This is a genomic window from Acidobacteriota bacterium (assembly GCA_016715115.1).
GTDB lineage: Bacteria > Acidobacteriota > Blastocatellia > Pyrinomonadales > Pyrinomonadaceae > JAFDVJ01.
On the sequence record JADKBM010000001.1, the window covers coordinates 398,956 to 425,776 of the forward strand.

A 26,821-nucleotide genomic window follows, 5' to 3' on the forward strand; every position below is an offset into this window, starting at 1 on the left:
TCCGTCAGCCGAGATAGTCCCAGAGCGTGTTCAAATGAATCCAAACCGCCGGATTCGCGGCGAGTTCGTCCTTAAGATCCTTCGCCGGATCGACCGGACTGTTGAGCAGCGGCGCGATTTCGGCCAGGGACTTCCGATCGGCATCGTTTAATTCCTTAAGGAGTTCATCGATCTCAGCCTTAACGTCCGTTCCGGCAATCAGCATCTCGGCGATCCGATACAAACGGCGACGCGGTAGCGAATCGGCAAAGGCGCTGAATTCTTCGGCAATCCCAGCCATGTTCGCGCCACTGAGCAACAACGATTCGAGCCGCAAATCCTCTACTATCGCGGCCGGAGTCCGGCGCAAGCGGTAATCGTCGATCTTGCCGCCGACATGATCGAAAGACTCGAGCACCTCGTACGCGAAATAGTTGCCGTTTGGATCCTTACGGTCCTTCGCCGATTCCGCCAGGTCGTGCGCGAGTTCCTTTATGCGCCGGATCGGCGCGTTGTGATGGCAAAAGACGATTCCCGCGCTGTGCGTCAGATCCGCGCCCACGAACTCCCAGTCTTTCGAAAACTCGAAAAAGAAACGGAGCGTATCCCAACCCTGCCATGCCGGAACGACCCACATGATCTCGTCGCCACCCCACAACAGCGTCTCGATGCGAAGATTCTCCTCATTCCGAGGATTCTTATCATTCAGCCAGCCATTGCGCCGCTCCGGATCGTCGATATATTCGAGCAATCCGCGGAGCATGTCCTTTCGCAGCTGTTGCACTTTTTCATCAAAGCCACGGAGCAGTTCCGGGGATCCGCATTTTTCCGCCTGGATCCTGCCGAATTTGTTGCCGTCGAGATAAATGATGGCCATTTTGTGGTTCAGGTTCCCGCGTGTCGCGTCGGTCGCGATCTGTTCAAAGTCGTTCGTAAACTTTTTGTCGAGACCCGTTAGCCGTTTGTAAAACTGCTCCTTTTTAAGCTCTTTGCCATATTCGTGGCGGGCCAAGACGGACGCACACCGGCCGCGTTCGGTCGCCGGCCGCAAGCGGTTCTCTTTGCACGGTTTCGCGGTCTCATACTTGCTTGACGGAATGGCAAACGACGGCGCGCGAAGCTGCTGAAAGCGGTTTTTCGCGAGCGCCAATTCTTTTTCCTTTTCAAACTCGCCGTTTGCCGGAACATAATCGACGACAAAGGTTGCGTGCACCCTTTCACTGGTTAAGAGGTAGCTTCGCGTCTTTTCGGCGACCGCCTCAGGATCATCCGACTCGAACTCAAACAAACCCGACGACGCGCCAACCGCGATGCGTCTTAAGGTTGTTCCCATTTCGTCGTCAATCGCGCGAATCGCATCGAGCAAGATCAAGCCGCCGCCGCGGATCGTGTTCAAGTCCTTCGTATCGTCAACAAAACCCGATATGTTTACGCCTTCAACACGCAAATAGTATTTATTCATTTCTTTTCCTCAAGAATCTCTTCAAATGAGCGGCGTATCGCCTCAGCAGCCTTAAGGCCGAGTATCCGAACAAACTCCCCAAGCTGACGATAATCACAAACGCGACGCCGAGGCGCCAGTTCAACAACGGCCTCGGAGTCGCAGTATTGGCAGGCAATTGCAGCAAATTGGCCAAAAAGCGATATATCGAATCGAACACGTCCGGGACCGCAAGAAACCCGACAATGATCGTGACGACCACTCCGATGGCAGCGACGACCGAAAGCCGCTCCGCGGAATCGCCCAATCTCGCCGCTTCTTCCTGATTGACAAATTCGTAACTGGCCCGAATCTGTTCCTGCACCTCACGAAACAGCTCATCGATGTCTGTACTTTTCCGCGCGAGTGCATACATTTCGAGCGCCTGTTGCTGGTTCGATAGCAGCGGAAAGCGATACATGTTGGTGAACTCAGTAAACTGTCGGTACAAATCCCTGAATTCCTTGAGCCATTCTTCTTGGCCGTCAGGCTGCATTCGTTCGGCGGAAGTGATGCTGCTCAGTTTTTCGCTGAAGCGGAAGAGCGTTGTTCTGACATACAGCAACAGGAGCATCTGGTCGAAATACATTTCGCGAAAATGAAGATGAGTCGGTGAATAACTCGGCGGGTCGCCGAGCATCGCGCCGCTGTGGGTTGTAAAGCCGTAATATGTGCCGAATTGCTCCCAACGGTGGTAGGTTCGCTCCTTCGCCCAGTCGCGTTCAAAATCGGTTGGATTACCGGTTTCAGGGCGGTCAACGTTCAGCAAGTTTATCCACTCGAGGTACCGATCGGCATTCCAATGATCCGATTCCTTTAAGTCGCCGATTTCCGGCCAGAGCGCCTTAGCTCCGCCCGCAAGTAAGGCTGCCGTCCAAACGAACGCGCGGTTGTCGGGATAGACGCTCCGCTGTTTGGCGTCATCCTTGCAAACGAGCAAACAGCGATTTCGCTCGACCGGAAATTCCAACAGTTTCCACCACCAATCGTACCGTTTTTGCGAACTTTCGCCAGTATCATTGGATGATTTGTCACTTTTTCGCGACGCTACCCGCGTCAGTGCGTCAACGGACTCCATCGGGAAGAATCCGACCATTTGATCTCGGTGCTCAGGATACGGAGGATCGAAAAACCTGAACATCTCGTTGACGTATAGCAGATCGTCCAATGTCGGAGGATTGCGTAAACTCCTACCCTTTTCAGGTGCGTCAAAGTAGAGATCGAGAATGAGGAATCCGTTCTGCAACAAATCCCACGGCGCGCCGTATTTGGCGCGCGACTCAAACAGGACGAGCCTTACATTCTCGACGCGAAGTTTCAGTTTTTTGCGGCGGTGATTGAGCACAAACGACGGCGAAAAAGGACTTCCGGACTCGTCTTCCAGCCTAAACCATTTGGCGCGCGTGAAAATCACGGCGTCGGTTTCACTGGTCAGATATTTCTTGCGGGCATCAAGGTCTTCGTCTTTGTCTTTCAGTTCATTGAAGACGAATTCGCTTTCTTTGTCGGTTGAGACCGTAAGATCATAGGCAAACGGCAGGACAAACCTTGAGTACGAAGCGCCGCCGGTGCGGTTGGGAAGGCCGTATTTGAGGACAGGATTTTTCATTGTCGGGCCGCGTACGGGAATCGGGAAACCGTGCTCCGAACCTTGATCGGCGGTTACGGTCCGCCGTTCAAACAATTGCTTTTTCAGATCTGAATGAAACGTCGTGTCGGCGCGAGCCCGTGATGTGGTTCGAGAGAGTATCCGCTTTTTCAGAAACGCGTCCTTCCGGCAGTATTCGCCTCGGGGCGATCAAACATAGTTTGAATGTCCGGATTATAACTCCGATCGCTGAAAAAATGAAATGTTTTTTATCGCGCATCGACGGTTTCTTCGTTCGGAGTTTCATCCTCCCCGCGCACCGCTGTGATCATTGCGATCGCCGCGCGGCATCGCACCGGAGTCTTAATGGACCGACCGCAAACTGGTCTTAATGGGCTGCCACTTCTTACGCCCCAAGGAAGCGACCGTCGAGGTCACAGCTTCAAAGGTTCTCGTTGGGTCTTAATGGGCTGCTACTTCTTACGCCCCAAGGAAGCGTACGAAGAAATTTTTGAAGCCGTTAAACTCGAGGGTCTTAATGGGCTGCTACTTCTTACGCCCCAAGGAAGACTCGTTTTACGTTGCGGGTAAATTCAACGTGAAGGTGTCTTAATGGGCTGCTACTTCTTACGCCCCAAGGAAGTTACGCGGCCGCGAGCCAGGAAGCGCCTTTTACGAATTTGTCTTAATGGGCTGCTACTTCTTACGCCCCAAGGAAGTTCAATGATTACTACGACTCGCGCGTAGTCTAGTCTTAATGGGCTGCTACTTCTTACGCCCCAAGGAAGTTGGGTCAACCGTCTGGCACGTCTCGAGAACTACCAGGTCTTAATGGGCTGCTACTTCTTACGCCCCAAGGAAGATATGATCCCAGGTCCAGATACTACGGCCGATAGGGTCTTAATGGGCTGCTACTTCTTACGCCCCAAGGAAGTATTATGGGTAAAGCAACACATATTCGTAATTTTCCTGGTCTTAATGGGCTGCTACTTCTTACGCCCCAAGGAAGCAAACGAATCAGTATGTTACTTCCCAACAAAAGTCTTAATGGGCTGCTACTTCTTACGCCCCAAGGAAGGATGCTCATGTACAAATTAATTCAATTGATTCGTCTTAATGGGCTGCTACTTCTTACGCCCCAAGGAAGGATGCTCATGTACAAATTAATTCAATTGATTCGTCTTAATGGGCTGCTACTTCTTACGCCCCAAGGAAGCCGGCGGAGGTGCTGCTGGTATGTATGCAGCATGCGTCTTAATGGGCTGCTACTTCTTACGCCCCAAGGAAGCCTTGCCGCACAAGCGCAATACAATGCTGACAATCCCGAGTCTTAATGGGCTGCTACTTCTTACGCCCCAAGGAAGCGGACAGTAAATACTGGTTGTTTGCCGAGAAGGCGTGTCTTAATGGGCTGCTACTTCTTACGCCCCAAGGAAGCAGACCACGTTCGCGGCGACCAACGCGGCACCGAGTCTTAATGGGCTGCTACTTCTTACGCCCCAAGGAAGAACAGCAGAAAGAGGTGATCGAGAGGTCAGGCTTTTGTCTTAATGGGCTGCTACTTCTTACGCCCCAAGGAAGTCGTATTATTGGCAACGTGGTTGAAATAATCGTTCAGTCTTAATGGGCTGCTACTTCTTACGCCCCAAGGATGCGACCTATTTCGGCTGAGGCTACTGTGAGAGTCTTAATGGGCTGCTACTTCTTACGCCCCAAGGAAGAAATATGACCGCGACGGTTAAATTCAAGCAAAAACGGTCTTAATGGGCTGCTACTTCTTACGCCCCAAGGAAGAGATGGAAACCTATATTTTCAGTACGAAGCCGGAGAGTCTTAATGGGCTGCTACTTCTTACGCCCCAAGGAAGCGGAAAGACAATAGTAAACGTCCTAGCCGATGTAATGTCTTAATGGGCTGCTACTTCTTACGCCCCAAGGAAGAAAAGAAGAAGAACAAGTATGACTGGTTCTTTGGTCTTAATGGGCTGCTACTTCTTACGCCCCAAGGAAGAGGGGTCGCACCTCGAACTGACCTATGACATCACTGACAAGTCTTAATGGGCTGCTACTTCTTACGCCCCAAGGAAGCAATCATCAATGTCGGGACCAATCGCAGCGAAGGCGAGTCTTAATGGGCTGCTACTTCTTACGCCCCAAGGAAGTCTGGGGCACCGGGCTCCTAAGCAATTCCGCGATCTAGTCTTAATGGGCTGCTACTTCTTACGCCCCAAGGAAGTCATGCAACTTCTTTCCGAGGAAGTGATACTTTATCGTCTTAATGGGCTGCTACTTCTTACGCCCCAAGGAAGATCGCCGGATTCGCCGTGCCGACGTTCCTGACCGGGAGTCTTAATGGGCTGCTACTTCTTACGCCCCAAGGAAGTTGTGCAATATAACTTTCACAAACTGAGTCCGGATAGTCTTAATGGGCTGCTACTTCTTACGCCCCAAGGAAGTAGTACCAAAACTCCCGACTGCGTTCATGCTGTGGAAGAGAGTCTTAATGGGCTGCTACTTCTTACGCCCCAAGGAAGGACGGCCACGACCTATCACCACAAGATCAACACCGCGAGTCTTAATGGGCTGCTACTTCTTACGCCCCAAGGAAGATGATAACAATAAAGAAGCCAGATATAGTAAACATGTCTTAATGGGCTGCTACTTCTTACGCCCCAAGGAAGCGATGCCAAAGGGGTCAGGACGCCGGCCTACCGGGTCTTAATGGGCTGCTACTTCTTACGCCCCAAGGAAGGACCAAAGCAACCAAGGCGACTGTGTGGGAACTTGTTCTGTCTTAATGGGCTGCTACTTCTTACGCCCCAAGGAAGAAAAAGGAAAATGAAATCAATCACGACTTTTACACGGTCTTAATGGGCTGCTACTTCTTACGCCCCAAGGAAGTTTCATGCAAGCGATGCGTGAGGATCAACGGCTTCTGAAGTCTTAATGGGCTGCTACTTCTTACGCCCCAAGGAAGAAAAAGCTTTGCAAAGCACAAGGTTCACCACGGCTTGTCTTAATGGGCTGCTACTTCTTACGCCCCAAGGAAGGAATGATATGTCCGCAATAGATGCAATACTGACTTTTTGTCTTAATGGGCTGCTACTTCTTACGCCCCAAGGAAGTAGCGTCAATTACGACGACATCCAAACCGGTTTTGTGTCTTAATGGGCTGCTACTTCTTACGCCCCAAGGAAGCGAACAACGACGGCGCCAAGACGGCCACGACCTATGTCTTAATGGGCTGCTACTTCTTACGCCCCAAGGAAGCTACTGCAATTCCTTTCCGCCAGGAGTCACTCCCGGTCTTAATGGGCTGCTACTTCTTACGCCCCAAGGAAGCCGCAACAAAGAAGCACACCTCTGGGAAATGAGGAAGTCTTAATGGGCTGCTACTTCTTACGCCCCAAGGAAGCAACAATTCGAAGATTGGGTGTTGCGACAAGGGTCTTAATGGGCTGCTACTTCTTACGCCCCAAGGAAGACGTCGGGTTCAGACGTGAACAAGGTCAAGCCGTCAAGTCTTAATGGGCTGCTACTTCTTACGCCCCAAGGAAGCATATGAACCACGAATTGAAGATTCAGCGTTCGACTAGTCTTAATGGGCTGCTACTTCTTACGCCCCAAGGAAGAGCCCCTTCCGGATCCTCCGTGTTTTCAGCAACTTACACGGGCTGAATGTATGCACCTCTCGTTTCGCCGTTTCCCGAACCGATTTATAACATGTTTTCGTCATCAAATTCAACCATAAACCCTTTGTTTTCAAATAGATCATGCACCCCAGCCGCGAATTTTCCCGCACATTCGGCGATAAACTGAATCGATTCAGCGGTTTACCGTCAAACGGGGCTGTTTTGAGCTTTTTGTTGCCGAGGTGCACACATTCAGTCCTAAACTTCGTAAAAAGCCTGATCCTCCGCCGGTGGTTTTCCGCCGATAACCAGACACCGATCGAGACACGCCTCGCAAAGCTTGTAAATCCGCAATGCGTCATTTTCCACGAGCAGCGCCCGCAGGTTTTCGGTCATCGCCGCCTCGTCCCGCTCGTCAAGGTCGCACTCAAAAACCGAAAACTGCGTACGATTGCCCCAGCGGTCAAGTTCCCGCGATATTCGCAGGCGCCGCTTGTCATCCGATATGTCGTATGCGATTACAAGAAACATCCGCCCTACCTGAACTCCATCGGCCGATAAGCGGGAATTTCGCCGCGCAGCACTTTTATGTAATGCCCGATCTGGAGATCGATACAACCGCGCCAAGTCGTCTTGATTCCCGCCCCTTTGTGCGCCGTCACCGTGTTCATACGGCTCTCAAACTGCCTTACGAATTTCCTTCGGGCGTCATCGCTGAGCCTGCAAAATTGCATCGGAGCCTGATCGGCCGCCGCCGCGGCGCCGTCCGCCTCTTCGTCTTCGTCGTGATTCCAGTCCTCGAACGCAAAATCGTCGGTTGAAAACATTTTCGAGTTTATCACCCTCGTAACCAGCGCATCGACGACCGGCGCGCGGAATTCTTCGATGAGATCCGAGCAAAGCGCCGGATGACCGTAACTGACGGCGTGCAGGTTTCCGATATCGGTCGACAGTCCACGTCCGCGAACCAAAGCGTAGATATTCTGAAAAAGCATCGAGTATCCGAACGACAGCAACGAGTTGACCGGATCAAGCGGTGGCCGCCGTGAGCGGGTCTTGAATTCGAACGGCGGATCGATACAGCAACTGAAGCCGCGAAAATAGGCCGCCCCCGCCGCCCCTTCGCATCCGAAAATCTGTTCATTGTCAGCCGCTTCGGCAAGCGAATCGGCAGCCGTTGCCATTGACTGAAGCGCCTCGTCGAGCGATGGGCTTTTGTTTTCACGCTGGCGGCGCATAAGCAACGCGCGGCCGCTCGCGATCTTGCCGGCGACGATTCGGCGGGCGGTGTCGGTGACGAAACTCTCGTCCGCCGATCGTTCGAACTGCAATTTCCGAAGCTCGACGTTTTCCGGCGACCGTGCCTCGATACTGCCGAGAAACCGTCCCTGACCGGCGAAAAACGAAATTGGGATCCGTTCTTTGAGACAACTTTTGATTGCCGCCGTCGTCACCTGCGAGTTGCCGTAGAGAATTATCTGGTCAAGTTTCGCGATCGGCAACGACAGCAACTCGGCATCGTCCTTCTCAATCCGGATTCGCGAGTTCTCGCAACTGATTACCGCGCCATGCTCATGAACGTAAAGCGTGCAGAGCGTATAGAGCGCCGGCGGCGCAAACTCGTTGGGCTCGGTCGCATGGGCTGATGCGTCTTTCACTGATTCGATCGTCATTTCTTCCTCCATCAATCCGAGCGCTTCTTTGATTTCGCGGCTTATCGCGGGGTTGAATCCGCCCGGCATTGTTTTGTAAGCCTCCGAAGAAAAAAGCCGGAACGGCATATCGACATCGTTCTTCTCAGCAGACCCCGGCGTCGGAACAAGGCAGAAACTATGCGTAAATGTCGCGCCCAAATAGCGGAACCCCTCGGCGAAATTCGTGACGCGCGTTTTGCCTTCGTTCACGGAAAGTTTGAGCCCGGCGAGTATTTGTCGCGTCAGTTTGAGCGCCGACTGCGCCTTCGGCTTGCTTTTGCAGAGAATAAGAAAATCGTCCGCGAAACGGACAAGCTTTCGGCCGCCGGCGCTGATCTCTTCGTCGAACGAGTCGAGAAACAGGTTTGCCAGATACGGCGAGACGGGCTGCCCCTGCGGCAGACCGCGATCAACCGTGAACAGTTTCTTCCCGTCGTAGATCCGCGCGGCGATCCATGACGAGATTAGGTTCAGGATCTTTTCATCGGCGATCAGTTCGGTGACCGTTTTCAGCAGCAGCGCGTGATCAACCGAATCAAAATAAGATTCGATGTCCGCCTCGACGACCCACGTATAGCCCGAGTCGCGCAGGAACTTGATCTGCGCAAGCGCCTGTTTTACCGATCGCCCGCGCCGGTAGCCGTATGAGCAGTTTTCGAATTCCGCTTCGAACAGCGGTTCGACGTGGGCGATCACGGCGTGTTGCGCGATGCGGTCGCGAACGGCGGCGACATTCAGGACCCGCTCGCCACCGGATTTCTTCGGTATCGCGAAACGCAAAAGCGGTAGCGGAAGATATGCCCCGCCGATCAGATCGTTGCTTAAACGGGCTATCTCAACGTCGATCCGAGCGGCGAAACGCGGAATCGAAACGCCGTCGATTCCGGCGCACCCGTCCGATTCCTCGACGCGCCTCCAAGCGCGGCGGAGCGCATTGGGGGAGAAGAGTTTTGCGTGAAGTTGCTCCATTGGAATCCACGGGCAATCTCATTGCAGTTTGCCGAATACGGCCATATTGCATCAGCCGTACGTCACTTTGCGCGAAGATCTTGAACAACTACGGAAGTCAGGTTCAATTCGTCGCGGACGTCAAAACCTTGCACATCTTAATGGGCTGCCACTTCTAACTCCCGACGGACACGGTTTCCACCCCAAGGTGCACACATTCAGCTTGCGCGATAGCGTCAAAGACCGGCAATTCTGCGTAACGTATCCGCGCCTGAATGGCCGTCGAATTCGGGCGAACGTTCAAGTTCCCGCGCGAAGCCAGTTTCGTCCCAACGCGAAGCAGGCAGGTGGTACGTAATCTGTTCGCCAGCCGCGGTTCCGATCCCGAGCACGAACCAATCGGGTGCGCCGCTCCCGTCGGAATGAAACCGCGAACGCCAGACCCCACGTTGGGGCTCGTATCTGACGATTTTACGGCAAAGCGCGATGAACACCGTGATCCGATGATCGTATAGCTCGCCGAACGTATGATACCCATCGGAAATCAAATTCGTGTCGCATCCGCGCGCGATCTCTTCGTTTATCTTCTCTTCCTTCGTCATTCCTTTCAAAACGCCATTTTGTATGCCCCGAAACCAAACGCGGTCGATTCGCCTATATGAAGCAACTCGCCGATCAGCAAAACTTCGATCAATTCCGAAAAATCGCCGCGACAGGCGATAGTTCCGGTGAATCCGTCCATCCGGATTTCGCGCCGATCGTCTTTTGAGTATCGATGATACGACTTGAGCCGCAATTCTCCACCGATGATCTCAATTCTTTTGGCCGCCGCAAGCAAGCGGTTTTTCCAACGAAAAAACTCCGCCTGCCCGGGCCAGTCGTCGCCGTATGCTTGCCAGACCCTTCCGACGCGATCCGCGACCGCATCCATAATATCGTAAAAGTCGGCCGGGCGTCGCGCCACCTTCCCGCGCGCGATCGGACGGGCTCCGGCCAAAACCGGCGAGCGATCGTAATAAAGGGTTACGGGCGAAGTGAATTCCAAAACGATCGCGTTCGGTTCGCCAACCGTCGCCAGACCGTTGCCGTAAACGCCGGCGTCGACGACAAACGGTTTGCCGAACGAATCGCCGGCCCGCAACGATCGTCCGGCGCCGATCATATCGCGGACATCGACGAGCTGAAATCGCGCTTTTTCGAGATTTTGATTCCGCGATTTCACATCCAGACCCTTCAAGCCAAATTTGCCGAAAGTGTCGAGAATCCTCATCGCGCGTTCAGTCGTTCGGCCAAGCGCAACGAATTCGAACGTAACGCGGCTGCCGCGTTTGAGCGGAACATCGATGTCCAACGGCCCCGAGATGACGTACGGAACCGGCAGGTTTTCATTGCTGCCGAGCGGCTTGCCGACGGGCAGTTCCGGGTAGAGTTCCCGACGCGGTTTGAACATAAACGGAAAGTCGCAGACGCGCCCAGCGAAAAGTTCGCAATCGGTGCAGTCCGTAAGTTCAGGATTAACGCAGACCTCGCGCTTGAGGACATCACCGTAACCGCCCCTCAGCCGCGGCGCCCAAAACCCTAACGGCGCGTTATCATCGAGGAGTTCGATCTCGAATTGGAATTTTGAAAAGTGAAACATATTTCTTCTACTTTTCAATCAAATTGCCTAATGCGTGTCTGCTTCTGGGAGCCATCGTTTTCCTATCAACGCGACCGCCATCGGTCGTAAGGGGAATGCCAGCCAGTTTCCCGGGTTGGACGGTGCGATTTCGGGTTTGTTTTGAGCGGGCCCGCTTTGCGGGGCGGGACCGTCGAAATTTGCTGTTCGGTTATGGCTGACAACGGATTTATAGCATGGTTTTTCTCGGGGAAGCAAGAGAATTCTTGGGAGAATTCTTGGGTTGAAGGTCTTGAATTTTGGATTCTAATCGACTAGTTCGGATTGTGATCACCGAATCGTGCGCGGACTATCTCGATCAGACACACACGGGATCGCACTTAGTTTGGAGCGACGCGAACTTAGCTCGGAGAGGTTGCAGTTTAATTCGGACAGCTATGAACCAAGTTTGGCCACGTATTTCGGAGTGAGGTGCTCTTGGTTTGGAGCTCTTTGAAATGACTCTAGAGAGAGGCGCGCCTGGCTCGCAGGAATCCGATGGCGGACGACAGTCTGTTAACCGTAAACAAGGTTTGCCTGTTTGCACGACCTGCCCCGCCCATAAGTCTTTGAAAGAATGGAGCCGGTGATAAGACTCGAACTTACGACCTGATGATTACAAATCAACTGCTCTACCAACTGAGCTACACCGGCTTGATGTCTGTGAGAGGCAAGGTGAAATCGTACAAAATTGGTAACGGTTGTGCAAGCGGCGGTGGTCAGTGGTCGGTGGTCAGTGGTCGGTGGTCAGTGAGCAGTGGTCGGTGGTCGGTGAGCAGTGGGCGGTGAGCGGTGAGCGGTGAGCAGGGAGCGGTGGTCGGTGGTCAGTGGTCGGTGGTCAGTGGCCGGTGGTCGGTGGCCGGTGGTCAGTGGTCGGCCTTTAGCATTTGATCGCAGTAGACATTGAACAGACGCATTGCGCGGTCGGCGGTGCGGAAGACCGGGATCCGGTGTTCTTCCAGCATCTGAGCCATCGGATCGTACAACGTTCCGGCATCGACGACCGTCACGAACGCCTTTCTCGTTGTGTCCTTCAATCCGATCAAACGCTGCACGATCGAGCCTTCCCGCGTTATGTCTTCATTGTGTCCGGCGTCCGCTTTGAGCGTGTTCAAAGCGGGTGTGAGCGGAACGCCGCCGATAATCACGACATCGAAATCGTCGTCTTCGATGAGGGCATTTATCACGTCTTCACACGCCGCGTCGTTGGCCATCGGCGTCAGATCGAGCGGGTTATGGGCGTCAATGATCGTGTCGATCTGGGAACGTTTGAAAATCTCACGCAGGCGTCCGGCGGTTTGGTTGCTGAATCGATTCAGCTCAAACGCTCCGACGTTGTCGGCAAATGCAACGCATTCAAAACCTGCATTCGAAACCGCCGCGAGCCTTTTGCCGGAAACTTCGCTTCCGTGCAGGAACGTGAAGAGTCGGGTCAGGTCTTCAAAATCGTTCAGCGTTTCCGCAACGATCACGCCCGCGCTCTGAGCGAGGCTTCGCGTGACGGCGTAATCTCCCGCGATCGACGCCGTATGGCTCGATGTCGCCTTGGCGCCGTCAGGCGTTCTGCCGGCCCGATAAAGCACGACGGTTCTTCCGCTGGCAGTGATCTCTTTCGCCGCCCGCAGAAACTTCACGCCGTCGAGCGGCGCAAAGCCTTCGACATAGACCGCAAAGAGATCGATTTCCGGATCATCCTTCAGATAAGTCAGGTAATCGCCGATCGTGACGTCCATTTGATTGCCGAGCGAAATACTGTATTTCGGGTTGATTCCGGCAAGTTTGTTCCCTTTTGAGATCACGAATGCGCCGCTTTGCGATATCAGACAGACGGGCGAGACCTCGCCTTTGGGCAGAGCAAGTTTGTAGGCCGGAATGAACATCGTGTCGTAATGTCCCGGCTGCGAGCGAACTCCCAGACAGTTGCCGCCGTTAATCAAAGGCCCGCGCCACGCTGTCCGGCGCGAATCGGCGAGTGCCTTTCGCATCCGTCCGACGATTTCGGCGCTTCCGCTTTTTTCTTCCAACCCGCCCGGAATGATTATCATACTCTCGGCCTTTTCGAGTTCGATGATTTCCGAAACGGTTTCGGCAACCTGTGCCGCGGCAACGCTGATGACAAACAGATCGACCGTCTGCGGCAGAGAGGCAACGTCGGGAAAACAGCGGCAACCCTCGATCGAGTCCACCTCAGGTTTGACGATAAAGATCCGCCGCCGGTCGAACTCTTCGCGAAGCAGGTTGTTGACGATGATGTGGCCGGGATTGAGCTTTTCCGAAACACCAATGACCGCGATGGATTCCGGCTCGAGCAGATTTCTTATCTTATGGACCGGACGGGCGTTGTCCTCGCCGGATCGCACTTCGCCGAGTTTGATCAGAATGTCCAGCGCGATCAGCTTTTGATCGCGGACGACGAGCGGATTGATCTCGAAATCGGTCACGCCCGCCCGACAGAACTCGTCGGCGACCGACAGGAGCTTCCTGATCGATTCCCGCAATTCGGCCGGCTGCAGACGAGGCTTTTGTCCCCGAAGCGTTCCTGTCAGAAGCGTCGCGACAGCAGTTTTCAGAAGCTCGGTCTTGATCGTTTCATCATCCGGCAAGGAACTCGAAAAAACGGCGATGTCCTTCCCTGTCTTGAAGTTAGCCGTCAAAAAGTCGGTGTAGATCCCGCCGGCGCCGAGGGTTACGACCGCGCCGAAATCGTCCGTCCAACGCATTCCCAACAAAAGTTCGTTTCCAAGCGCGGGGCTGTAATCGATAAACTCACTGACCGTGAAACCCGTTAGATTCGCTCCGCCGAACTTTGTTTCCATCTGTCCGATGGTGCGGGCGATGATCTCCGGATCGTTGGCAATCACGGCAACGCCGCCGACATCGCTCTTATGAAGGATATCCGGCGAGACCACCTTGACCACCGCTTTGCCGCTTTCGATCGCTGTGAAGCTTGCCTTCCGGGCCTCGGCAAGACCCGTTACGAAGATCTGCGAAGGGGTTTCGAATCCAAGAGCCCGGAGTATCTCGAAGCCCTCGATCTCGGACAAGACACCGACGCCCCGTGCCCTTGCGCTTTGAAGAATTCCGGAAATCATAGGCCCGGCGATCCTTCGGCAGCGAGCCTGCCCGCGTGATACGCCTTGAGATTTGCGGTGACGACCTTCTCACCCTTTCGGGCGAACATCTGAGAGATGAACTTTTCAATGGTCTCGGCCCGAACGGGCAGAAAATGCGAGGCCGCACCCACCATAACCATATTCCCCGAATGCGCCGAGCCCGTCTTTTTGGCTACCTGATCGCTGTCAAGCATCACGTGATGCGGCGTCAGTTCGATCTGTCGCAGAACTTCGCCAAGATCGGGATAATTCGCGATGTTCTTCATCGGATCGGTCGAGGTAACCAACATCCCGTCTGCCGACAAATAAGCCAGATAACGGAGGCTTTCCAGAGGCTCCATACTCAAGATCATCGACGCGGCACCCACCGGGATCATATCGCTGGAAATCGGCTTATCGGATATGCGCAAATGGGCGACGACCGCCCCGCCGCGCTGTGACATTCCGTGAAGCTCGGACTGTTTGACATAAAAGCCCTCGCTCATCGCGCTCGACGCGATGATACTCGAAACGGAAAGCGCGCCTTGTCCGCCGACGCCCGCCATTATGATGTCGTATTTCATAAACAATTCTCCCTTTGCTCAAACGGCAACAAGTTCGGAACCGGCCGGTTCAGCTTGTTTATCGCGTTTTTTCCTTCTCAGCGTTTCAAGGCATTCGCGGACTGTGATGATCACGGATAGTCCGTTGTAATTTATTTCTTGATGGATGATTTCCGCGTTGCGTTCATTCTGTTTCGGATGGGCACTCAGAACATAAACGTGCTCAGGCTTGGCGCCCAAACCCAGGACCACGCTTTCAAGCCTCGAATCCGGAAGAATCGTCGGCTGCCCGCCGGTCATTCCGACTGTTTCGTTGTCCAGAATAATGACCGTCATATCCGTATCCGCGGCGATGCAATCCATAAGGGCCGTAACGCCCGAATGCAAAAACGTGCTGTCTCCGATGGTCGCGATCGCCGGACGAAGACCGGCGTCGGAAGCGCCTTTCGCCATTCCGATCGAAGCGCCCATACAAACGCACGTTTCGATCGCCGAATACGGCGGCAGAGCCCCGAGCGAATAGCAGCCGATATCGGATGCCATAAAGACGCTCTCATTGGCATCGACAGCACCTTTGATCGCGTGAAAGCTGTCGGCGTGCGGGCAGCCCGTGCAGAGCCTTGGCGGACGATTCGGCAACGCGAACCCGGAAAGTTCAAGTCCGCGGTGAGGAGGCAGGTCCAGAGCGTTCCGGATGTTGTCAGGCGTCAGCTCTCCCTCCCTTGGAACCTCGCCCGACAATTTTCCTTGAATCCGGACCGCGGGCTCAATGATTCCGCGCAGATATCTTTCGAGATAGGGATAACCTTCTTCCAGAATCAGAACCCTTTTAACGTGCGAAACGAGCTTTCTGATCTTCTCGACCGGAAGCGGATAGACTCCGATATGCAAATGGGACGGCTCGGAATCGAGTTCGGAAAGATTTTCAAGATAATAATTCTTTGCGATTCCGGTGGTGATCACGCCGAGTTCGTTGTTGTCCTTCGAAAGTCTGAGCGAGTTGTACGCCGATCTTTCGGAATAATCGAGGAGGTCCTTTTGCGTCTCAAGGAGTTTGTGCCATTGCCGGCGCGCATTGACGGGAAGCAGGATCCAGGATGCCGGAGAGTCAGCCCTCGAAAGCGGGCTTTCGGCCCGCGGCTCGCTGACATTGACGACACTCCGACTGTGAGCCAACCGGGTGACGATCCGAACCATCACGGGAATGTGGAATCTCTCGGAAACATCAAAAGCCTCGCGGGTCATTTCGTAGGCCTCTTGCTGATTTGCCGGTTCGAGACAAACGATGTGCGCGAAATCTGCGTAATACCGGCTGTCCTGTTCGTTCTGAGAACTGTGCATTCCCGGATCATCCGCCGAAACGACGACGAGGCCGCCGTTGATCGTCACCAATGCGGAGTTGATAAATGGATCCGCGGCGACGTTCAAGCCGACGTGCTTCATCGAAACCATCGCTCGGCGACCTGCAAATGAGACACCGAGCGCTTCTTCGTAAGATGTTTTTTCGTTGGCGCACCAGGCAGCAAATGGTTTGTTATGTTTTTGTTTATGAGCCAATAAATACTCAAGAATCTCGGTCGATGGGGTGCCCGGATAGGCGTAGGCGGCGTGAATTCCCGCATCGATCGCCCCCAGCGCAACTGCTTCATCCCCGAGTAAAACCTTCTGTGTCATATATTCTCCAAAGATATCTAACTTTATGAATGCAAAGAACTACGACTTTTGATGAGCAAGAGATGTGCCGTTGCGTTCCTTATGATTTTAGTGGTGATTTCACGTCCAAAAGAGCCGGTTCTGTGGAATTTTGAGGGACGTTGGGTAAACTTCCGCAGTGGATATCGCGCTTCGCACACCGAATTGGTCCGGCCCGGATCGAGTCCGGATTTCAGATTCGGGAACTTTGAGAAACCCACGGGTTCTTTGTATTCGGGGCCGGGACGAGTCGGTGCCATCTGCGGTAGCGGTTGTGCAAAACCTTCAGAAGTTTGAGTTCATAGATCAAAATCAACGGCTTTCTTCTTGTTAATTGCGACTAGCTTAATTGCCACTAGCTTAATTGGAGGCTGTCTGAAAAGTCCCCTCGGGTTCGGCGATTTTCGGTCTCGGGAGTGTTGTTTGAATTTCGTCGAGTTGCATACGGGGTTATAATACTAAGTATGATACACGAGAAAAGGAAGAAGGTGGTCTTCAAGCATTACGATCAGAACCAACCGATGTTGTTGCCGCCGAGCCTGGATGATCTGGTGCCCGCGAACCACGGTGCGCGTTGTGAACAAGGATCGAGCGGACGACATCGGCGTGCTTGAGCTTGGGTACAAAGGCGGCGGAGCGTCGAGCTACCATCCGCGCTGCTTTTGAAGGTGCTGGTTTACGCGTATCTTCGGAATATCTATTCGTCCCGGAAGATCGAGCAGGCGTTGCAGGAAAACGTGCATTTCATGTGGCTCGCCGGCAACGCGAGGCCGGACCACAACACGCTGGCGGACTTTCGGTCGAAGCGGCTGAAAGATCATCTTGAGAAGATCTTTTCGCGGGGCGCTGCTGCTTGTCGAAGAGGGGCGGTATCGTTGCGGGAAGTGATACTGACGGGACGAAGATCGAGGCGAACGCGAACCGGTACACGTTCGTCTGGGCAAAGACGGTGGAGCGGAACAAGCAGCGGATAAGGGAACAGTTGCGTGACGTGTGGAAGTACGTCGAGCGGGCGAGCGCGGAGGAAGAGCAGGCGCCGAACGAGCCGGATTTTGAGGCGGTGGACCCGGAAGCGGTGACGCGCGCGGTGAGAGCGATCGACGAGGAGTTGCTGAAAGCCGAGCCCGATGCGAAGACAAGGCAGGGGTGCGGAAATTGAGGCGGGAGTTGCCGGGCCGGGCGGCGAAGGTCGAGGCGCAGGAGCGGATGCTGGACGGGCGACGAAGCAGTTCGAAGACCGATCAGACGCGACGTTCATGAGGATGAAGGAAGACCATCTGGGGAACGGGCAGTGAGACCGGCGTACAATGTCCAGCTGGCGACCGAGGGGCATTTTCGCCGGGTACCTGACACATGGCGGGGGACACGACCGCGCCGGAGCATGTCGGCAAGATGATCGAAACGTACGGAACGGAACCCGAAAGCGTACGGCGGATGCGGGTTACGGCAGTGAAGAGAACTACGCCTATCTGGAGAGGGCGATCAAGGCATTTGTTCGGCATGAAGCCCAAGGGGAAGTTCGCGGCAGACAACTTCAATACGACGCAGAGACCGATACTTACCGGTGTCCGGCGGGGCACGTGATGGAGTTCTGGAGGATCGCGGAAGACGACGCAGAACGGCCGGAAGCAAAACGTCAAAATCTACCGGACCGAGGCCTGCGGCGGATGTCCGATGCGGGCCGAATGTTCGAAGGGCGAGGGGGACGGTCGATCGAGCGCAACGAAGAAGTTCTGAGGCACCGGCGCAAGGCGCGCGAGATGCTCGAAAGCGAGAAAGGCGTCGAACGGAGGAAACAACGGTACGAGGTCGAGGCGGTGATCGGAAACATAAAGGAAAACAAGAAATTCAGAAGGTTCTTACTGAGGGGTTGGCAAAAGTACAGATTGAGATCGGATTGATCGCGATCGCACAAACCTGCAAAGGCTGGCAACCGTCTGAAAAGGCGGAAATGCGCTCGGCGACCGGCCAACTGATGACGGCCGAAGCGGACTCTCCCAAAACAGACAACAGAAAAACGGCAATCCCGGAGACTTTCTGAGTGACTTTCCAGACAGCCTCGCAGCGTAACCTCAAGACTTTCTTGGCTTTAGCCCAATACTGCGGCTAAAGCCGGGATCGAGTTTGAATCTCGATGAGGCTGTCTGAAAAGTCCCCTCGGGTTCGGCGATTTTCGGTCTCGGGAGTGTTGTTTGAATTTCGTCGAGTTGCATACGTGGGTTATAATACTAAGTATGATACACGAGAAAAGGAAGAAGGTGGTCTTCAAGCATTACGATCAGAACCAACCGATGTTGTTGCCGCCGAGCCTGGATGACTGGTGCCCGCGAACCATCCGGTGCGCGTTGTGAACGAAGTGATCGAGCGGATCGACATCGGCGGCTTGAGCTTGGGTACAAAGGCGGCGGAGCGTCGAGCTACCATCCGCGGCTGCTTTTGAAGGTGCTGGTTTACGCGTATCTTCGGAATATCTATTCGTCCCGGAAGATCGAGCAGGCGTTGCAGGAAAACGTGCATTTCATGTGGCCGCCGGCAACGCGAGGCCGGACCACAACACGCTGGCGGACTTTCGGTCGAAGCGGCTGAAAGATCATCTTGAGAAGATCTTTTCGCAGGTCGTGCTGCTGCTTGTCGAAGAGGGGCGGTATCGTTGCGGGAAGTGATACTGACGGGACGAAGATCGAGGCGAACGCGAACCGGTACACGTTCGTCTGGGCAAAGACGGTGGAGCGGAACAAGCAGCGGATAAGGGAACAGTTGCGTGACGTGTGGAAGTACGTCGAGCGGGCGAGCGCGGAGGAAGAGCAGGCGCCGAACGAGCCGGATTTTGAGGCGGTGGACCCGGAAGCGGTGACGCGCGGTGAGAGCGATCGACGAGGAGTTGCTGAAAGCCGAGCCCGATGCGAAGACAAGGCAGCGGGTGCGGAAATTGAGGCGGAGTTGCCGGGCCGGGCGGCGAAGGTCGAGGCGCAGGAGCGGATGCTGGACGGGCGACGAAGCAGTTCGAAGACCGATCAGACGCGACGTTCATGAGGATGAAGGAAGACCATCTGGGGAACGGGCAGTTGAGACCGGCGTACAATGTCCAGCTGGCGACCGAGGGGCATTTTCTGACCGGGTACACGCTGACACTCGGCGGGGACACGACCGCGCTGCCGGAGCATGTCGGCAAATGATCGAAACGTACGGAACGGAACCCGAAAGCGGACGGCGGATGCGGGTTACGGCAGTGAAGAGAACTACGCCTATCTGGAGAAACGGGCGATCAAGGCATTTGTGAAGTTTCCGGGTCGATTCCGGGAAGCCCAAGGGGAAGTTCGCGGCAGACAACTTCCAATACGACGCAGAGACCGATACTTACCGGTGTCCGGCGGGGCACGGATGGAGTTCTGGAGGATCGCGGAAGACGACGCAGAACGGCCGGAAGCAAAACGTCAAAATCTACCGGACCGAGGCCGCGGCGGATGTCCGATGCGGGCCAAATGTTCGAAGGGCGAGGGGGACGGTCGATCGAGCGCAACGAAGAAGTTCTGAGGCACCGGCGCAGGCGCGCGAGATGCTCGAAAGCGAGAAAGGCGTCGAACGGAGGAAACAACGGTACGAGGTCGAGGCGGTGATCGGAAACATAAAGGAAAACAAGAAATTCAGAAGGTTCTTACTGAGGGGGTTGGCAAAAGTACAGATTGAGATCGGATTGATGCGATCGCACACAACCTGCAAAGGCTGGCAACCGTCTGAAAAGGCGGAAATGCGCTCGGCGACCGGCCAACTGATGACGGCCGAAGCGGACTCTCCCAAAACAGACAACAGAAAAACGGCAATCCCGGAGACTTTCTGAGTGACTTTCCAGACAGCCTCCAATTCATACAACCGAAGACAAATCGGAGTTTTGACACAACCTCGGTAGCGGATGGTTGAAGATCGGTTGATATCAATACTTCGGTCCGGGAGTGCTGCAACCAACCATCCGCTACCGCAGATGGTACCGACTCGACGCGATTGCAACGCGATTCGGGATTCCCAGTCTGGAACCCTTGGAATTCTGGAATTGGGATTTAGGTATCGTGTGGCCGCGGCTGCCCGCCCGCTCACGCAGGCGGTACTGACTCGCCGCAGATCAGGAAATCGCAAATCCGTGATCCGAAATCCGTTGGGAATCGACGCGGAGAACAAGCGGAAAGGCACCGGCGCCGGAGATCTCAAGGTTGTTCCCGTGAAAGGACCGCGCTGAACGAAAAACCAAGTGAAAAACTTGTTGACGCTTGTTAAACGATTGCGGTACGATAGGATTTGCCCGTCGGGGCGGGATCAATTCGTTTAACCTCTTTCTGCATCTTCAACAAAGAGCATCATTTCGGTAATCAAAAAGGAGACGATCGTGAAGTTTCAACAGTTGTTCAAAAAAAGTTTCGGAGTATTACTTTTGGGCGTTTTGGTGTTTTCGGCGGCGGTTGTCGCACAGGATCGCAAGGCGACTCTGGTGGTCGGCGACGAAAAACGCGAAATGCCGCTAGCGGGCCCGAACAATCTCTACTGCGCGGGATATGTTCAGACCGAACCCGTTGACACGTCGGCGAAGATCGTCGGCGCGGATAACGAACAGGAGCAATATACTTTCGCGCAGGGCGACAACCTGTATGTCAATGTCGGCGCCAACAAGGGTGCGAAGGTTGGCGATATGTTTGCCGTCGTCCGTCCGCGCGGCCAGGTTGAAACGCGCTGGACGAAGAAGGGCGACCTCGGTTATTACGTTCAGGAGGTCGGCGCGCTCGAGGTCGTGAAGGTCAAGGCAGAAGTTTCGGTCGTGCGCGTCAAAACGTCGTGCGACAACCTTTTGTTCGGCGATCTGCTGCAACCGATCCAACCGCGGACCTCGCCGATGTCAATGCAGCGTCCGGCGCTCGACGTTTTCGGCGACCCTTCCGGTAAGGCAATGGGACGAATCTTTCTCGCCCGCGATATGCGGGAACTCATCGGTCGCGAACAGATCGTCTATATCGATCTCGGCGCCGAGGATGGGGTCAAGAGCGGTGATTATCTGACCATTTTCCGCCCGCTCGGAAAGGGCGGCGTGACGCCTTATTCGCAAAAAGAAAATATGAGCTCGCGCGACGAGGGATTCCAATCCGACGAGTTTCGCGGCGGCAAATTCTCCAATCAGGCCCCGCGCAAAAAAGGCAATCTGGCGCAAGGCAGGGTCGTAACGACCGAGAACGCCAAGTTGGACCGGCCGTCCGACCTACGCAAGATCGTCGGCGAAATGGTGATCCTGAGTGTCCAGGGCAAGACCGCGACGGCGATGGTCGTCCGCGCGGCGCAGGAGATCCATACCGGCGACTGGGTGGAAATGCAGTAGCGTTCGATTTTCGATTTTCGATTTTCGATTTTGGATTGGGCCGCGGGGATTACCGGCGGCCCTTTCCTTTGTGCACGGCCTGCTCCCGATCCAGGAATCACAAGTGCAACGGTTGCCCGCCCGCTCACGCAGGCGGTACTGACTCGCCGCAGATCACGGCCCGCAAGTCCGCAGTCCCAAATCCGCAATCCCAAATCCGCAATCCCAAATCCGCCATCAGTTTCCTCCGGTCATCATCAGGCCGATCTCTTCTACGGAGGTCGTCCGCGGGTCGACCTCGCCGACGATCTTGCCTTCGCGAATGACTAGCAGGCGGTCGGCGAGCGCCGTCACCTCTTCAAGTTCCGCTGAAACGAGCAAAACAGCGGAACCTGCGTCACGAAGGCCGATCAGCTTGCGGTGGATGAATTCGATCGCGCCGATATCGACGCCGCGCGTCGGCTGCGACACAAGGAGGAGTTTCGGATTGATGTCGAATTCCCTTCCGATGATCAGTTTTTGCTGATTGCCGCCCGAAAGCGATTTCGCGGACAGTGTCGGATCCGGCGGACGTACATCGAAATTCTCGATGATCGAACGGACGCGCGCATCGATCGTCGCCTGATTCAAAAATCCGCCGCTCGCGACCGGCGCGCGGTAATGAACGCCGAGAATGGAATTTTCGGCAAGGTCCGAATTGAGCAAAAGCCCGCGCTTGTGCCTGTCTTCCGGGATATGCGCGATGCCGAGTTCGATCCGTTGCCGCACGGTCATTTTGGAGATCTCGCGATCGCCGAAACGGATCGATCCAGACCGGACCGGCGTCAATCCGGCGATGGCTTCGACCAACTCCGTCTGCCCGTTCCCTTCGATTCCGGCGATCCCGACGATCTCGCCCGCCTTCACCTCGAACGAAACACCGGCAACCGCCTGACCGTGCTTGCCGGCGACCGAGACGTTTTCGACCTCGAGGACGACCCCATCCGGCGTTGCGTCGGTCTTCTCGACGCGCAACAGGACGTCGCGTCCGACGATCATCCGCGCGAGTTCCTTGGCGTTGGTGTCCGCCGTCTTCACGTTGCCGACGACTTTGCCGTCGCGCATTACTGTCACGTCGTCCGAGATCGCCAGCACTTCTTCGAGCTTGTGCGTGATGATCACGATCGTCTTTCCCTGATCGCGCATCCGGCGCAATATATTGAAGAAATCCTCGACCTCCTGCGGCGAAAGAACGGCTGTCGGTTCGTCGAGGATCAGAAACTCCGCCTTGCGGTACAGCGCCTTGAGCAATTCGACCCGTTGCTGCGCGCCGACCGAAAGGTCTTCGATCATCGAATGCGGATCAATGTTGAGTCGTAGTTCGTCCGAAAGCGCGCGGATCGCATCATTCGCCTTTTTCCAGTCAATGCTCGCCTGATTTCCGCCTTCGGCGCCGAGAATGATGTTCTCGCCGACGGTCATCGTATCGACGAGCATAAAATGCTGATGCACCATCCCGATGCCGAGCGCGATCGCGTCGTGCGGATTGTTGATCGTGACCGGTTTGCCGCCGTATTCGATGGAACCCGAATCGGCGTTGTAAAAACCGTACGCGATCCGCATAATGGTCGACTTACCCGCGCCGTTCTCGCCGACGATCGCGTGGATCGTCCCCTTTTCGACGCGGATCGAAACATCATCGTTGGCAACGACGCTGCCGAAGGTTTTTGTAATGTTTTTTAGTTCAAGCATCTCTTTAGATAGCAGTAAGCAGTGAGCCGGGAGCAGTGGTCGGTGATCAGTGGTCGGTGGTCGGTGATCAGTGGTCGGTGGTCGGTGGTAAGTTACTCTGTACCGCTCACCGCCCACTGCTCACCGCCTACTGCTCACTGCTCACTGCTCACCGCTCACCGCCTACTGCTCACCGCCTACTGCTCACCGCTCACTGCTCACCGCTCACTGCTCACCGCTCACTGCTCACTGCTCACTATTTCGCCATCGCGTCCGTGACCTTGATCTCGCCGGCGACGATCTTCGTTTTTGCGGCCTCGACGCGCTCGATGACATCTTTCGGGATCAGCGCCCGGTTGAAGTCGTCCATCGCATACGCGACGCCGTCCTTGTCGAGCCCGAAGGCGTGGAATCCGCCGTTGAACTGCTTGCCGAGGACTTCTTTGACGACGTCATAGACCGCGTTGTCGACGCGTTTGACCATCGATGTCAGGACGAATCCGGGTTTGACCATATTCTGGTTCGAATCGACGCCGATGACGAACTTGTTCGCTTCGCCCTGCGGGTTTCGGCCGTATTGCTCGACTGCGTCGAACGCCCCGAGACCCGAATTTCCGGCGGCGGTGAAGATCACGTCCGCGCCCTGACCGATCTGCGAGAGCGCCAGTTCCTTTCCCTTTCCAGGATTGTTCCAGGCCGAATCGGTGACGCCGACGTAGTTGTCGATGACCTTGATGTTCGGATTTACTGACCGCGCGCCCTCTTCGTACCCGGTTTCGAACTTATGAATCAACGGAATGTCCATCCCGCCGATGAATCCGAGAACGCCCGATTTCGATTTCGACGCGGCGATCATTCCGACGAGAAACGAACCTTCATGCTCACGGAAAACGAGCGATGCGACGTTGCTTTTCGGCGTCTTGCCGTCGGCCTCGAAGATCACGCCGTCAACGATGGCGAACTTGATGTTCGGATAATCGGTTGCGACCGTTTGCATAATCGGCCCCTGAGCGAAGCCGACGCCGATGATGAGATCGAAGTCGCGCTCCGCAAAAGCCCGCATTGCCGGTTCGATCGAGGTCGGATTGCCGGGTTCAACGTCGTACAGACAAACGTTCAGATCCTTTTCCGCGCGCCTGACGCCGTCCCAGGCCGCGGCGTTGAACGAACGGTCGTTCTTGCCGCCGATGTCGAAGACGATGCCGACCTTGATGTTGCACTGGCGCTGCGCTTCGGTTTTGGCGCCGCACGATGCCAGCATCGAGGCAGCGATACAAAGAGCGATTAGACAGACGAATTTCATAAGCAAGTACAAATGATCGCGATAATTCGGTTCGAAAGGACGAAAAAACCGAACCGCCTTTGATCTCTATCGGACAACTTCGTGGATCAATCCCAGATTTTCAGGTTTTTCCCCGCCTATTTTATACGCAGTCCGCAATTTTTCGCTAATCGTCGCGGCCTGAGATTTCGAGCGCGCGTAGACCGTCCCGATGAGGTCGCCGGCGGCGATCTTGTCGCCAAGCCGGGCCGCGCATTCAAATCCGACCGCGTAGTCGATCAAATCCTCGGCCTTGACGCGCCCGCCGCCGAGTGCGCAGATCGCGTCGCCCACCGCGCGGGTATCGATCTCGGAGACGAATCCGGAGTCGGCCGCTTTGATCTCGGCTTTTACGATTCCCTTCGTCAGCATCTTCTCAGGCGTATCGCAGATCGTCGGATCGCCTTTTTGAAGCTCGATATTAAGGCGGAATCTTTCAAGCGCGCTGCCGTCCCATAGTTTTTCAAGGCACATCGCGTTGGCATCGTCGAGATCCTTCGCAATCCCGCATAAGACGACCATCCGCGCCGTCAATTCAAGCGACAGGTCGAGCGTCGGTTGAGAGAGTTCGTCGACCTCGCCGCGCATTATCTTCAGACATTCGTAAACCTCGAGCGCATTGCCCGCGAAACGTCCGAGCGGCTCGCTCATATTGGTTATCACGGCCTCGGTCTTGACCCCGAAATCGGTTCCGGCGGCAACCATATATTTCGCGAGGACGCGCGCGTCCCAGAGGTTTTCCATAAACGCGCCGTTGCCGGTCTTGACGTCGAGAACGAGCGCGTCGAGATCCTCGGCAAGCTTTTTCGACATAATCGATGCGACGATCAACGGCACGGACTCGACCATCGCGCAGGCGTCGCGGAGCGCATAGAGTTTTCGATCGGCGGGAACGATCCGCTTTGTCTGACCCGCCAGCGCAAAGCCGCACTTCTTCAATGTCCGCTTGATCTGCGCGCTGGAAAGCCGGACGTTGTAACCATCGATCGACTCGAGTTTGTCGAGCGTGCCGCCGGTATGGCCGAGGCCGCGACCCGAGATCATCGGCACCGCCACGCCGCACGCGGCCGCGAGCGGTGCGATGATCAGAGACGTTTTGTCACCGACCCCGCCGGTCGAATGCTTGTCGGCGATAGGCGCGTCGATGTCGCTGAAATCGAGCGTTTCACCGGAATGGAGCATCGCCCGGACCAACGCGTTCTGCTCGCTCATATTAAGGCCGTGAATGAACATCGCCATTACCAGCGCAGTGATCTGATAATCGGCCCACGAACCGTCGCTCACGCCGGCTATGAACGCCTCTATTTCGTTTTCCGAGAATCTTGCGCCGTCGCGTTTTTTGCGGATCAGGTCTTGTGGAGTCATTAAATAAAACTTTAGCAAATTTTCCGTGGATTTTCGTCAAAAAGATGTTCCATTTTGGACGGGTTTAGTTGATAATTGAATTCCAGGTTTTTGAGAGGTTGTAAAAGCAGTAATGAAAAATCCAAGAGCAGTTTTCGGTATCGTCGCATTCGTCGTCGCGTTTGTTTTTTCGGTCGGTTTGGTGCGCATCTTCTTCCCGGCGCCGTTTGTGCCGTACGCGCCTGTCGCCTATGTTCCGCATCACCGTCATTCGGGATTGGCGTCGGAACTGGAGAGTTTTATCGAACGCGACAAATCGAACGGCAGCTATCGCGAGGACCGTATCCTGGTTTCAAACGTCGTTTCGGTTGCGCACGCCGAATCGGTCAAGGAGTATTGGGAAACTTCGTCATCGATGGATGCGCGCAATTTTCCGAGGGATTTCAGATTCGCCTGGAAGGAACATATGAACGCGTGGTACGAGTTCTCCGAGTTTCTGAATGCGCGCAAAGGAAAGAAGGTCGACCGCGCCGAGTTTAATTTGGAAGCCGCCCGGCTCGACGCCGAGATCTCGCGCACGTGGGATGATGTCCTCGATGCCGCCCGCGCGCACGGAGCGCACGTCCACTGAGCTTAGTTTGACGATCTGGGAATCAGGCACTTGTGAAAATCAACATTTTCGCAAGTGCCTTTTTCATCCCATCTCACGCGCCGCGCAGGCGAGACAGGTCAGTACCATCTGCGGTAGCGGATGGCTGACGATTGGCATCAAGCTCGTATGTCGATC

21 protein-coding genes, 1 tRNA gene, 1 pseudogene and 1 CRISPR repeat array are annotated in these 26,821 nt (G+C 55.1%); of the genes and pseudogenes, 10 read left to right on the forward strand and 13 right to left on the reverse strand.

Translation table 11 applies throughout. The features are described from left to right. Positions 1–4 precede the first annotated feature (4 nt). The 10 genes from IPN69_01715 to IPN69_01760 all read right to left on the reverse strand — a co-directional run bounded on the left by IPN69_01715 (position 5) and on the right by IPN69_01760 (position 16,306). Positions 5–1,441: a hypothetical protein gene (locus IPN69_01715; GenBank protein ID MBK8809437.1), complete on the reverse strand. Its 1,437-nt coding sequence runs from the start codon at positions 1,439–1,441 to the stop codon at positions 5–7. Beyond that, positions 1,434–3,068: a hypothetical protein gene (locus IPN69_01720; GenBank protein ID MBK8809438.1), complete on the reverse strand. Its 1,635-nt coding sequence runs from the start codon at positions 3,066–3,068 to the stop codon at positions 1,434–1,436. The genes IPN69_01715 and IPN69_01720 overlap by 8 nt, the downstream gene beginning before the upstream one ends. A 364-nt stretch (positions 3,069–3,432) precedes the next feature. Then, positions 3,433–6,678: a CRISPR direct-repeat array (repeat unit 37 nt; unit sequence GTCTTAATGGGCTGCTACTTCTTACGCCCCAAGGAAG). Between the two features lie 258 nt (positions 6,679–6,936). Continuing rightward, complete coding sequence (gene cas2, locus IPN69_01725; protein MBK8809439.1) at positions 6,937–7,209, reverse strand: CRISPR-associated endonuclease Cas2; 273 nt, start codon at positions 7,207–7,209, stop codon at positions 6,937–6,939. A 5-nt stretch (positions 7,210–7,214) separates the two neighbouring features. Further along, on the reverse strand, positions 7,215–9,341 hold the full coding sequence (gene cas1, locus IPN69_01730) for a CRISPR-associated endonuclease Cas1 (protein ID MBK8809440.1): 2,127 nt from the start codon (positions 9,339–9,341) through the stop codon (positions 7,215–7,217). A gap of 215 nt (positions 9,342–9,556) precedes the next feature. Continuing rightward, a complete protein-coding gene (locus tag IPN69_01735) occupies positions 9,557–9,922 on the reverse strand; it encodes a hypothetical protein (protein MBK8809441.1) in 366 nt (121 codons plus the stop codon). A gap of 5 nt (positions 9,923–9,927) precedes the next feature. Further along, a complete protein-coding gene (gene cas6, locus IPN69_01740; GenBank protein ID MBK8809442.1) occupies positions 9,928–10,959 on the reverse strand; it encodes a CRISPR system precrRNA processing endoribonuclease RAMP protein Cas6 in 1,032 nt (343 codons plus the stop codon). Between the two features lie 596 nt (positions 10,960–11,555). Continuing rightward, positions 11,556–11,631: transfer RNA gene (locus IPN69_01745), tRNA-Thr, on the reverse strand. 212 nt (positions 11,632–11,843) lie between these two features. Then, entirely contained in the window at positions 11,844–14,069 is a 2,226-nt protein-coding gene (locus IPN69_01750; GenBank protein MBK8809443.1) for an acetate--CoA ligase family protein, read from the reverse strand. Continuing rightward, positions 14,066–14,653 (reverse strand): indolepyruvate oxidoreductase subunit beta, encoded by a 588-nt coding sequence (locus IPN69_01755; protein MBK8809444.1) that lies wholly within the window; start codon positions 14,651–14,653, stop codon positions 14,066–14,068. Before IPN69_01755 ends, IPN69_01750 begins: the two co-directional genes overlap by 4 nt. 18 nt (positions 14,654–14,671) lie before the next feature. After that, positions 14,672–16,306 (reverse strand): indolepyruvate ferredoxin oxidoreductase, encoded by a 1,635-nt coding sequence (locus IPN69_01760; GenBank protein ID MBK8809445.1) that lies wholly within the window; start codon positions 16,304–16,306, stop codon positions 14,672–14,674. A 680-nt stretch (positions 16,307–16,986) separates the two neighbouring features. On the opposite strand from IPN69_01760, the gene IPN69_01765 reads away from it, so the two are divergent. From IPN69_01765 to IPN69_01805, 9 genes and pseudogenes are all read left to right on the forward strand, one after another. Beyond that, positions 16,987–17,298 (forward strand): transposase, encoded by a 312-nt coding sequence (locus IPN69_01765; protein MBK8809446.1) that lies wholly within the window; start codon positions 16,987–16,989, stop codon positions 17,296–17,298. A gap of 8 nt (positions 17,299–17,306) precedes the next feature. Further along, complete coding sequence (locus IPN69_01770; GenBank protein ID MBK8809447.1) at positions 17,307–17,483, forward strand: hypothetical protein; 177 nt, start codon at positions 17,307–17,309, stop codon at positions 17,481–17,483. 148 nt (positions 17,484–17,631) lie between these two features. Then, positions 17,632–18,225, forward strand: a complete 594-nt coding sequence (locus IPN69_01775; GenBank protein ID MBK8809448.1) for a transposase — start codon at positions 17,632–17,634, stop codon at positions 18,223–18,225. A 535-nt stretch (positions 18,226–18,760) separates the two neighbouring features. Continuing rightward, positions 18,761–18,910 carry a transposase gene (locus tag IPN69_01780; protein ID MBK8809449.1) on the forward strand — a complete coding sequence of 50 codons (150 nt, stop codon included), beginning with the start codon at positions 18,761–18,763 and terminating at the stop codon, positions 18,908–18,910. After that, positions 18,847–18,987 (forward strand): hypothetical protein, encoded by a 141-nt coding sequence (locus IPN69_01785; protein MBK8809450.1) that lies wholly within the window; start codon positions 18,847–18,849, stop codon positions 18,985–18,987. Before IPN69_01780 ends, IPN69_01785 begins: the two co-directional genes overlap by 64 nt. Beyond that, a complete protein-coding gene (locus tag IPN69_01790) occupies positions 18,953–19,357 on the forward strand; it encodes a hypothetical protein (GenBank protein ID MBK8809451.1) in 405 nt (134 codons plus the stop codon). The genes IPN69_01785 and IPN69_01790 overlap by 35 nt, the downstream gene beginning before the upstream one ends. Before the next feature lie 2 nt (positions 19,358–19,359). Further along, a complete protein-coding gene (locus tag IPN69_01795) occupies positions 19,360–19,500 on the forward strand; it encodes a hypothetical protein (GenBank protein ID MBK8809452.1) in 141 nt (46 codons plus the stop codon). A gap of 185 nt (positions 19,501–19,685) precedes the next feature. Next, positions 19,686–20,162 (forward strand): annotated as a pseudogene (locus tag IPN69_01800) (transposase). A 540-nt stretch (positions 20,163–20,702) separates the two neighbouring features. Further along, positions 20,703–21,680 carry a hypothetical protein gene (locus IPN69_01805; protein ID MBK8809453.1) on the forward strand — a complete coding sequence of 326 codons (978 nt, stop codon included), beginning with the start codon at positions 20,703–20,705 and terminating at the stop codon, positions 21,678–21,680. Positions 21,681–21,896: 216 nt separating this feature from the next. Here the strand turns inward: IPN69_01805 and IPN69_01810 are convergent, their stop codons facing one another. From IPN69_01810 to IPN69_01820, 3 genes are all read right to left on the reverse strand, one after another. Further along, positions 21,897–23,390: an ABC transporter ATP-binding protein gene (locus IPN69_01810; GenBank protein MBK8809454.1), complete on the reverse strand. Its 1,494-nt coding sequence runs from the start codon at positions 23,388–23,390 to the stop codon at positions 21,897–21,899. 235 nt (positions 23,391–23,625) lie between these two features. Beyond that, complete coding sequence (locus tag IPN69_01815; protein ID MBK8809455.1) at positions 23,626–24,672, reverse strand: BMP family ABC transporter substrate-binding protein; 1,047 nt, start codon at positions 24,670–24,672, stop codon at positions 23,626–23,628. Positions 24,673–24,738: 66 nt separating this feature from the next. After that, positions 24,739–26,055 carry a thymidine phosphorylase gene (locus IPN69_01820; protein MBK8809456.1) on the reverse strand — a complete coding sequence of 439 codons (1,317 nt, stop codon included), beginning with the start codon at positions 26,053–26,055 and terminating at the stop codon, positions 24,739–24,741. A 112-nt stretch (positions 26,056–26,167) separates the two neighbouring features. Here IPN69_01820 and IPN69_01825 point away from each other — a divergent pair, with 112 nt between their 5' ends. Continuing rightward, complete coding sequence (locus tag IPN69_01825; GenBank protein ID MBK8809457.1) at positions 26,168–26,665, forward strand: hypothetical protein; 498 nt, start codon at positions 26,168–26,170, stop codon at positions 26,663–26,665. The last annotated feature ends 156 nt before the right edge of the window (positions 26,666–26,821 follow it).